We start from the raw sequence: 9,459 nt of genomic DNA, 5'->3' as shown, positions 1-9,459 counted from the left end.
GTTCAGACGTGTGCTCTGCCGAGCCGGGCCGGCGCGCGTCCGGGCGCAGGTCGGGGCGGGAGCCGGTGGGCCGCCGTCGAACGGGGCGCGGGCCTTGTCCACCGCCGGGAGCGCGCGGGAGGCTGGGAGCGCCCGGGATCCCGACGCCGGGCGGAGGAGTGATCTGCATGAGCACGACCCTGACCCTCTTCGGCCACTCGGCCGTCCGCCTCGAGAAGGCCGGTCGGCGCCTCGCGTTCGACCCCGGCGCGTTCAGCGACGCGGCGGTGCTGGACGGCGCGGATGCCGTCCTCGTGACGCACGGCCACCCGGACCACGTGGTCCCCGAGCAGCTGGCCAGGGCCGTGGCCGGCACGGAGGCGCACGTGTGGGCGCCACGGGATCTGACGGGGCCGCTGGCGGAGGCGGGACTCGACGCCGGACACGTGCACACGGCCGTGCCCGGGGAGACGTTCGAGGCCGCCGGCTTCCGGGTGGAGGTGCTCGGCGGGGAGCACGCGGTGATCCACGCCGAGGTCCCGCGCCCGGTCAACGTGTCCTACCTCGTGGACGGGGCCGTGCTGCACCCCGGCGACTCGTTCACGGTGCCGGACGCCGACGTCGAGGTGCTCCTGCTGCCCGCCGCGGCGCCGTGGCTGCGCATCGCGGACGTGGTGGACCAGATGCGGGCCATCGCGGCGACGCACACCCGCCCCATCCACGACGGCATCCTCAGCGAGGACGGCAAGGGCGTGGTGGACGGGGTGCTCTCGGGGCTCGCCGAGGGCGTGACCGACTACCGGCGTCTGGCCCCCGGGGAGCCCTGGACGTTCTGAAGCACGGGGAGGCAGCGGCCGCCCCGGGGCCGGTCACCAGCTGAGGGTGATCTCCAGCTCGGCGTCGCCGCCGTCCTCGACCTCGAGCTCCACCTCGAGGCCCACGCGGTCCGGGACGGTGACGACGACGTCACGGCCGCCGTGCTCGACCCGCACCTCGTTCTGCCGGGAGAGCTGGTCGGCGAGGTCGCGTAGGCGTGCGGCGGCCTGCTCACGGCTGAGGGTCTGCTGCTGCTCGTGCTCGAAGAGGTCCTTGCCCATGGCACCGACGGTAGCCGGTGGGCGGGGTGCGCGCGACGGACGGGCCCCGGCGCGGCCGCGCCGGGGCCCGTGCGGGTCAGCGGGACGCGGCCGGGGCGAGGGCGGGATCGTCGTCGCGGTGGATCTCGAAGCCGGGTGCCCGGTAGGTGGGCTCCCGGCGCTTGAGGGCGCGGATGACGAGCAGGGTCACCGGCACGATGAGGATCTCCACGAGAGTCTTGTACGCGAAGCCGGTCACCGTGTAGTTCGCCAGTTCCAGCAGCGAGATGGTGCCGGCGTAGGCGATGGTGCAGAAGATCAGGGTGTCGAAGAACTGGCCGACCACGGTCGAGAGGATGAGCCGGAACGCCACGTGCCGTTCCCTCATGCGCTCCTTGAGGCGGACCACGATGGACGCGTTGAGCAGGGAGCCCACGAGGAACGCGACGAAGCCGGCCACGGTGATCCGCAGCATGGGCGCGAGGGCCTGGTCCCACACCTCGAAGCCCTCGACGGGCGTGGTCCAGGAGACCACTGTGTAGGTGAGGGCGGCGAGCACGAGCATCGCGAAGCCGAGGACGATGGCGCGGCGGGCCCGGCGCCAGCCGTACACCTCGGCGAGGATGTCGCCGACGATGTACGCGAACGGGAACAGGAAGGCGCCGCCGTCGAAGATGAGGGGGCCGCCGTCGTAGAAGAGGTCCGAGATGACCGGGACGGTGGGGCCGTAGAAGAGCTTGGCCGCGGTGACGCCGGAGAGGATCAGGAGGGCGATGAAGACGCCCACGAAGATGTCGTAGTAGCTCGCGGGCACCCGGGCGTAGGCCGGAGTGCCCTGCCCAGAGGCGGGTCGGTCGGGGGACGGGGTGTCGATGGTGGTGTTCACCGGACCATCCAACACCACGCACGACGACGGCGGGCACGGTGGGCGGGTCCGGCGGCGGGGGTTCGGGGCAGGCCATCCCCGTCCCTCCGTGGGCAGAAACGCCCTCTCTTCTGCCCACGGGGCCCGAAGTCCTGCGGTTTGTGCCCCAGGAGCCCCCGGGTCGCCGGTTTCTGCCCACGGTGCCGGCGCCGGCGGCCACCCTGGGCATACGAAAGGGCCCGGGAATCTCACGACTCCCGGGCCCTTCTTCGGTGGAGGCAAGGGGACTCGAACCCCTAACCCCCTGCTTGCAAAGCAGGTGCGCTACCAATTGCGCCATGCCCCCGTGAGGACGGGTCAGTCCTCCGGTGCCGGCTCGACGCCGTCGGCGTCCTCCGGCAGGTCGTCCGTGGCCGTGGCCCAGACGTCCTTCCCCGCACTGTTCTCCCGCCAGAGACGCGCCCCATAGGCGGCTGCCGCGGCGCTGACCACGAGGGCCACGCGTGCCAGTCGACCCATGGGAAGACCTCCGGAGACGAACGGAGCCCCAGCGGACCGGGGCTCTGTGTGGTGGGAGTGGGCGTACCAAGACTTGAACTTGGGACCTCTTCGTTATCAGCGAAGCGCTCTAACCGCCTGAGCTATACGCCCTCACCGTCGCTCACGGCTGACGCCGTTCACAACAGGAGATGACTGTACAGGAACGCCGACGCCCCGCGCAAATCCGCGCGGGGCGTCGGCGAAGGTCGGCTCAGTCGTCCGTCAGCGTGACGCCGATGCCGCCCACGAGGCTCGCGCAGAGGTTGTAGAGCAGCGCGGCCACGGTGGCCAGGGCGGTCAGCAGGATGACGTTGACCACGGCCAGCACGGTGGCCAGCGAGGTCACGGTGCTCAGCGGGGCCAGGGACGCCACGGTGTAGCGCCCGGCCTCGGAGCCGAGCACGGTGCCGATCACGTCGTTGACCCTGTCGAAGATCCCGAGGACGTCGGACAGCGAGTACAGCGCCACCGCCGCCACCACCGTGAGGATGCCCAGCGCCACCGAGAGCAGGAACGCCAGCTTCAGCACGGACCACGGGTCCACCCGGGTCAGGACCAGGCGGGCGCGGCGCACCTTGGCCTTCGGGACGGCGCGGACCAGGTCCTCCTGCGAGGACCCGCTGGCCTTGCGCACCGGGCGGCCGGACCGCGGCTCGGCGGCCTTCCCGGTGCTCCGCCCCTGGCCGGGACGCGACGACGCGGACGTGCTCACTGCTCTCCTCCGTCTGCACCCTCACCGGCGTCCTGCGTCAGGGCGTCCTCCGGTGCGGCTACGGGGTCGGTCGGGTCGATGTCTGCGTCCAAGGGTACATCCGGCCCCGCCTCGGCCTCGGCGTCCGCCTTCGCCTCCATCTCCTGCTCATTGTTCAGGGTGACGGCGACGATCCGGTCCCGCTTGTCCGGCTTGGCGAAGATCACGCCCATCGTGTCGCGGCCCTTGGCCGGCACGCCGGCGACGGCGGAGCGCACCACCTTGCCCGAGGCCATCACCACGAGGACCTCCTGGTCCTCGCGCACCACGAGACCGCCGGCGAGCTCGCCGCGGTCGTCCACGAGCTTGGCGACCTTGATGCCGAGGCCGCCGCGGTTCTGCAGGCGGTACTCGTCCACGTGGGTGCGCTTGGCGAAGCCGCCGTCCGTGACGGTGAAGACGTAGCCGTCCTCCTCCACCACGTCCATCGTCAGCAGGGAGTCGTCGTCGCGGAACTTCATGCCGGTCACGCCCGAGGTCGCACGGCCCATGGGACGCAGCGCCTCGTCCGTGGCGGTGAACCGCAGGGACTGGCCCTTGTGCGAGATCAGGATGAGGTCGTCGTCGGGTGAGACCACGCGGGCCGAGACCAGCTCGTCCCCCTCGCGCAGCTTGATCGCGATCAGGCCGGCGGTGCGGTTCGTGTCGTAGTCCAGCAGCGGCGTCTTCTTCACGAGGCCGCCGCGCGTGGCGAGCACGAGGTACGGGGCCCGGCCGTAGTCCACGAGCGGCTGGATCTGGGCGATCCGCTCGTCCGGCTGGAACGCGAGCAGGTTGGCCACGTGCTGGCCCTTCGCGTCGCGGCCGGCCTCGAGCAGCTCGTACGTCTTGATGCGGTACACGCGGCCGAAGTTCGTGAAGAACAGCAGCCAGTGGTGCGTGGACACGGTGAGGAAGTGCTCGACGACGTCGTCGCCGCGCAGCGTCGCCCCGCGCACGCCCTTGCCGCCGCGCGCCTGGGACCGGTACTGGTCGATCCGGGTGCGCTTGACGTAGCCGCCGCGGGTGATGGAGACGACCATCTCCTCCTCGGGGATCAGGTCCTCGATGGACATGTCGCCGTCGAAGCCGGCCATGATCTCGGTGCGGCGGTCGTCGCCGTGCTTGGCCACGATCTCGGCGAGCTCCTCGGAGATGACCTCGCGCTGACGCTGCGGGGACTCCAGGATCCGGTTGTACTCGGCGATCTTCGCCATGAGGTCGTCGTACTCGTCCTGGATCTTCCGGGACTCCAGGGCAGCGAGCTGGCGCAGCTGCATCTGCAGGATGGCCTGGGCCTGGACGTCGTCGATGTCCAGGAGCTCCTTGAGGGCCTCGCGGGCCACGTCCGCCGAGGCCGAGCGGCGGATGGTCGCGATGACCTCGTCCAGCATGTCCAGGGCCTTGAGCAGACCGCGCAGGATGTGCGCGCGCTCCTCGGCCTTGCGCTTGCGGAACGCGGTGCGGCGCACGATCACGTCGATCTGGTGCTTCACCCAGTGGTGCACGAAGCCGTCCAGGGACAGGGTGCGCGGCACGCCGTCCACGAGCGCGAGCATGTTGGCCGAGAAGTTCGACTGCAGCTCGGTGTGCTTGTAGAGGTTGTTCAGCACCACCTTGGCGACGGCGTCGCGCTTGAGCACGATCACCAGGCGCTGGCCGGTGCGGCCGGAGGTCTCGTCGCGCATGTCCGCGATGCCGCTGATCTTGCCGTCCCGCACCATCTCCGCGATCTTCGCGGCCAGGTTGTCCGGGTTGGTCATGTAGGGCAGCTCGGTGACCACGAGGCACGTGCGGCCCTGGATCTCCTCCACGTTGACCACGGCGCGCATGGTGATGGGGCCGCGGCCGGTCCGGTAGACCTCCTCGATGCCCTTGCGGCCCAGGATCTGGGCGCCCGTGGGGAAGTCGGGGCCGTGCACGCGGGCCAGGAGCGCCTCGAGCAGCTCCTCGCGAGTGGCCTCGGGGTGCTCGAGGTACCACTGCACGCCCGCGGCCACCTCGCGCATGTTGTGCGGCGGGATGTTCGTGGCCATGCCGACGGCGATGCCCGAGGAGCCGTTGACCAGCAGGTTCGGGTACCGGGCGGGCAGGACGACGGGCTCCTGCTGCTTGCCGTCGTAGTTGTCCTGCATGTCGACGGTGTCCTCGTCGATGTCCCGGACCATCTCCATGGCCAGCGGGGCCATCTTGGTCTCGGTGTAGCGCTGGGCGGCCGCGCCGTCGTTGCCCGGGGAGCCGAAGTTGCCCTGGCCGAGCGCCAGCGGGTAGCGCTGGACCCAGTCCTGGATGAGGCGCACGAGGGCGTCGTAGATCGCGGTGTCGCCGTGCGGGTGGTAGTTGCCCATCACGTCGCCCACCACGCGGGCGGACTTGTTGAACGCGCGGTCCGGGCGGTAGCCGCCGTCGTACATCGCGTAGAGCACGCGACGGTGCACGGGCTTGAGGCCGTCGCGCACGTCCGGCAGCGCGCGGCCGACGATCACGGCCATCGCGTAGTCCAGGTACGAGCGCTTCATCTCCGACTCGAGGTCGACGGGCTCGACCTTGTCGGCGGCGCCCTCGGGGAGCACGTAGTGCTCCACCTCGATGTCCAGGCCGGTCTGCGGGGGCTGCGGGGTCGGGGCGCCCTCGACGGGCTCGTCCGGGGTCTGGGGGGTGGTCTCGTCGCTCACGCGGGTCCTCTCGTGCTCCCCTCAGGCGGGGAGGGTGGTCGACTCAGGCAGGTCTGCGGGTCCGGCTCAGACGTCCAGGAAGCGGATGTCCTTGGCGTTCTGCTGGATGAAGCTGCGGCGGGACTCCACGTCCTCGCCCATCAGCATGGAGAAGACGGCGTCCGCGGCGGCGGCGTCCTCCATGGTCACCTGCAGCAGGGTGCGGTGCTCCGGGTCCATGGTGGTGTCCCACAGCTCCTGGTAGTTCATCTCGCCCAGGCCCTTGTAGCGCTGCACGCCGTTGTCCTTGGGGTAGCGCCAGCCCTTGGCCAGGCCGGCCTCGACGGCGGCGTCGCGCTCCTCGTCCGAGAACACGTAGTCGTGCGGGGCGTTGGACCACTTGATGCGGTACAGCGGCGGCTGCGCGAGGAACACGTGGCCGGCCTCGATGAGCGGGCGCATGTACCGGAACAGCACGGTCAGCAGGAGCGTGGTGATGTGCTGGCCGTCCACGTCCGCGTCCGCCATGAGCACGATCTTGTGGTACCGCAGCTTGGAGATGTCGAACTCCTCGCCGATGTTGGTGCCGAACGCCGTGATCATCGACTGGATCTCGGCGTTGCCGAGGGCCTTGTCCAGGCGGGCGCGCTCCACGTTCAGGATCTTGCCGCGCAGCGGCAGGATGGCCTGCGTCTCCGGGTTGCGGCCCTGCTTGGCCGAACCGCCGGCGGAGTCGCCCTCCACGATGTACACCTCGCAGCGCTCGGGGTCCTTCGAGGAGCAGTCGGCCAGCTTGCCGGGCATGCCGAAGGACTCCAGCGGGGACTTGCGGCGGGCGTTGTCCCGGGCCTTGCGGGCGGCCAGGCGGGCGTGCGAGGCCATGATGGCCTTGCGGATGATCTCCTTGGCCGGCCCCGGATTGCGCTCGAACCAGTCGCCGAGGTGGTCCGTGACCGCCTTGGACACGAACCCGCGGGCCTCGGAGTTGCCGAGCTTGGTCTTGGTCTGGCCCTCGAACTGCGGCTCGGAGAGCTTCACAGAGATCACGGCGGTCAGGCCCTCGCGGATGTCCTCGCCCGAGAGGTTGTCCTCCTTGGGCTTGAGGATCTCCTTCTCCCGCGCGTACCGGTTGACCAAGGAGGTCAGCGCGGCGCGGAAGCCCTCCTCGTGGGTGCCGCCCTCGTGGGTGTTGATCGTGTTCGCGTAGGTGTGCACGGACTCCGAGTAGGCGGAGGTCCACTGCATGGCCACCTCGACGGCCATGGAGCGGCCGTCCGAGAAGTCCTCGGCCTCGAAGGCGATGACGTCGTCGTGGACGTACTCGACCTTCTTGGCGGAGTTGAGGTGCTGGACGTAGTCGAGCAGGCCGTTCTCGTACAGGTAGGTGACGGAGCGGCGCTGGGGCTCCTGCTCCGTGTCCTCCGCCAGGCCGTTCTCCGCGACGTCCTCGCCGGCGGCGCCCTCGCCCGCGATCTCGTCGTCGACGACCTCGTTGGACTCCTGGACGCGCTCGTCCGTGAGGGTGATGCGCAGGCCCTTGTTGAGGAAGGCCATCTGCTGGAAGCGGGCGCGCAGGGTCTCGTAGTCGAACTCGATCGAGTCGAAGATCTCCGCGTCCGGGTAGAACGTCTGCACGGTGCCCGTGGCGTCCGTGGCCTCACCCTTGACCAGCTCGCCCTGGGGCACGCCGCCGTCCGCGAAGGACATGCGCCACACGTGCCCCTGACGGCGGACCTCGGTGTCCACGCGGCGGGAGAGCGCGTTGACCACGGAGATGCCCACGCCGTGCAGGCCGCCCGAGACGGCGTAGCCGCCGCCGCCGAACTTGCCGCCGGCGTGCAGGATCGTCATGACGACCTCGACGGTCGGCCTCCCCTCGGTGGGGTGCAGGTCCACGGGGATGCCGCGGCCGTCGTCCGCCACGCGCACGCCGCCGTCGGCCTGCAGCGTGACGTCGATGCCGGTGGCGTAGCCGGCCAGCGCCTCGTCCACGGAGTTGTCCACGACCTCGTACACGAGGTGATGCAGGCCCCGCGGGCCGGTGGAGCCGATGTACATGCCGGGGCGCTTGCGGACGGCCTCGAGGCCCTCGAGCACGGTGATGGCGCTGGCGCCGTACTCACCGGGCACCTTCCGGTCCTTCACCGGGGCCTCGGGCTGCCCGACGGCGTCCGGCACGGCCTCCGGGTTCGGCGCGGCCGACGCGGCGGTCGGCTCCTCCGCGGGGTTCTCGGGCATGGCGTCAACCACGGGTGGCTCACTTCCTCGGACGTCGGCGGCAGGGTCGACCCGCGCGCAGGCGCGCGACGCCGCCCGGACAGGACCGGCACGCGACACGCTCCCGCAGATCCACGGGGGCGGGGGACGGACGACGGCCGGCCCCCTCTCACTGGTCCCAGTGTACCGCCTGACACCCCGAGGGCCCGCATCGACGGGGGTCCGCCGCGGGAGAACACCCGCTCAGCGGCCAGGGACACGGCTCAGGACGCGCGCAGGAGACCGCCTATGCCTCCCGGGCCGTCACCGACCCTGTGACCGCGCTAGAGCGGCGCCCATGGCCTCGCCGCGTCCGGGTCGTCGTCGGGCGCCGCGCGGATGGCCGCGGACTCAGCCGTAGGTGTCGCGCGGCCCGCGTCCGCCGCGCACGGTGCGCGGCCCCCTGCGCCAGCTCGGGGCCTGGGGCCCCGCCACCTCGATGCGGGTCACGACGCCGGGCCCGAGCGCCTCGTCGAAGCGCTGCAGGAGCACGGGGCTCATCAGGCGCAGCTGCGTGGCCCACGCGGTGGAGCTCGTCCGGACCCGCACCACGGAGTCCTCGAAGCTCTCCGGGCGACAGTGCAGCGCGATCTCCGGCCCCACCAGCTCGGCCCAGCGGGTGAGCACGGAGCCGACCGCCACGGGGGTGGACCAGCCGCGATCGCGGATCAGTCGGCCGAACACGGTGGACACCGTGGCCGGGTCCCGGTCCGCACCCCCGAACGGGCGCCGACGGTCCTGCCGCTCCCGGCCGGCCGCCGTCGTGCCCGCCAGGGACCAGCCCGCGAGCGCGCCCGTGCCGAGTGCGCGGACGGTGGCCTCGAGGTCGGCCCGGGTGACGAGGTACTCGCGCCAGGCCCAGTCCGCCCCCGGGTGGGCCTCGGGATCCGGATCGGCCGTGTAGGCCCAGCCGCCCGCCCCGACGCGGGGCCACGGGTCCAGCCACACGGTGCGGTCCTCCCAGCCGGGCACGGGCGCGGTGGCACCCACGACGGCGACCGCAGCGGTGTGGTCCCGCAGCGTGACGTCGTGGGAGAAGCGCATCGAGGTGAGCCACGCGGCCAGGCCCGGGCCGTCCTCGCGGTCCGTGACGAGCCAGGCCGCGGCGCCGTCCTCGAGGAGGTGGGCGGCGTGCTCGATCCGCCCCTGCACGTCGAGGAAGAGGATCTCGGTGCTCGTGCCGGGGGGCAGCGTCTCGACGTGCTGCGTGCCGAGCGTGTGCAGCCAGCTCAGCCGGTCCGGGCCGGACACGGAGAGCACGGCGCGGTGGGAGAGGTCGACCAGGGCGCGGCCCCGGGCGAGGGCGCGCTGCTCGGGCAGGGGACGACCGTAGTGCGCGGCGACGCCGCCGTCCGGGCC

General features: G+C 71.6%; 8 protein-coding genes, 2 tRNA genes and 1 pseudogene. 1 reads left to right on the top strand and 10 read right to left on the bottom strand.

Annotation, left to right across the window (positions count from 1 at the left end):
• Nucleotides 1-167 precede the first annotated feature (167 nt).
• Entirely contained in the window at nucleotides 168-815 is a 648-nt protein-coding gene (locus D8M29_RS05345) for an MBL fold metallo-hydrolase (protein ID WP_049145002.1), read from the top strand.
• Nucleotides 816-848: 33 nt separating this feature from the next.
• Here the strand turns inward: D8M29_RS05345 and D8M29_RS05340 are convergent, their stop codons facing one another.
• The 10 genes and pseudogenes from D8M29_RS05340 to D8M29_RS14485 form a co-directional block, all read right to left on the bottom strand.
• The gene (locus tag D8M29_RS05340; protein WP_020624434.1) at nucleotides 849-1,076 is read right to left on the bottom strand and encodes an amphi-Trp domain-containing protein; all 228 of its coding nucleotides are present in this window, start codon (nucleotides 1,074-1,076) and stop codon (nucleotides 849-851) included.
• A 76-nt stretch (nucleotides 1,077-1,152) separates the two neighbouring features.
• Nucleotides 1,153-1,941: a queuosine precursor transporter gene (locus D8M29_RS05335; protein ID WP_049145006.1), complete on the bottom strand. Its 789-nt coding sequence runs from the start codon at nucleotides 1,939-1,941 to the stop codon at nucleotides 1,153-1,155.
• 252 nt (nucleotides 1,942-2,193) lie between these two features.
• A tRNA-Ala gene (locus D8M29_RS05330) sits at nucleotides 2,194-2,266 on the bottom strand.
• Between the two features lie 11 nt (nucleotides 2,267-2,277).
• Complete coding sequence (locus D8M29_RS13785; RefSeq protein ID WP_020624432.1) at nucleotides 2,278-2,439, bottom strand: hypothetical protein; 162 nt, start codon at nucleotides 2,437-2,439, stop codon at nucleotides 2,278-2,280.
• A gap of 58 nt (nucleotides 2,440-2,497) precedes the next feature.
• A tRNA-Ile gene (locus D8M29_RS05325) sits at nucleotides 2,498-2,571 on the bottom strand.
• A gap of 100 nt (nucleotides 2,572-2,671) precedes the next feature.
• A complete protein-coding gene (locus tag D8M29_RS05320) occupies nucleotides 2,672-3,172 on the bottom strand; it encodes a DUF3566 domain-containing protein (protein WP_049145010.1) in 501 nt (166 codons plus the stop codon).
• Nucleotides 3,169-5,865 (bottom strand): DNA gyrase subunit A, encoded by a 2,697-nt coding sequence (gyrA, locus tag D8M29_RS05315; protein WP_095353489.1) that lies wholly within the window; start codon nucleotides 5,863-5,865, stop codon nucleotides 3,169-3,171. The genes D8M29_RS05320 and gyrA overlap by 4 nt, the downstream gene beginning before the upstream one ends.
• A 66-nt stretch (nucleotides 5,866-5,931) precedes the next feature.
• Nucleotides 5,932-8,082, bottom strand: a complete 2,151-nt coding sequence (gene gyrB / locus D8M29_RS05310) for a DNA topoisomerase (ATP-hydrolyzing) subunit B (RefSeq protein WP_170747709.1) — start codon at nucleotides 8,080-8,082, stop codon at nucleotides 5,932-5,934.
• A gap of 369 nt (nucleotides 8,083-8,451) precedes the next feature.
• On the bottom strand, nucleotides 8,452-9,042 hold the full coding sequence (locus D8M29_RS14490) for a DUF721 domain-containing protein (RefSeq protein ID WP_370450148.1): 591 nt from the start codon (nucleotides 9,040-9,042) through the stop codon (nucleotides 8,452-8,454).
• A 54-nt stretch (nucleotides 9,043-9,096) separates the two neighbouring features.
• Nucleotides 9,097-9,459: pseudogene (locus D8M29_RS14485) on the bottom strand (folate-binding protein YgfZ); the annotation flags it as partial.

This window comes from Micrococcus sp. HSID17227, assembly GCF_003989405.1.
GTDB classification, from domain to species: Bacteria; Actinomycetota; Actinomycetes; order Actinomycetales; family Micrococcaceae; genus Micrococcus; species Micrococcus luteus.
The sequence above is the reverse complement of the archived record's forward strand: the minus strand, read 5'-3'. Positions and strand labels throughout refer to the sequence as shown.

Excerpts from the sequence above, each read along its gene's own strand:
- D8M29_RS05345 (WP_049145002.1), top strand. The coding sequence starts at position 168 with ATGAGCACGACCCTGACCCTCTTCGGCCACTCGGCCGTCCGCCTCGAG.
- D8M29_RS05340 (WP_020624434.1), bottom strand. The coding sequence starts at position 1,076 with ATGGGCAAGGACCTCTTCGAGCACGAGCAGCAGCAGACCCTCAGCCGT.
- D8M29_RS13785 (WP_020624432.1), bottom strand. The coding sequence starts at position 2,439 with ATGGGTCGACTGGCACGCGTGGCCCTCGTGGTCAGCGCCGCGGCAGCC.
- gyrB (WP_170747709.1), bottom strand. The coding sequence starts at position 8,082 with ATGCCCGAGAACCCCGCGGAGGAGCCGACCGCCGCGTCGGCCGCGCCG.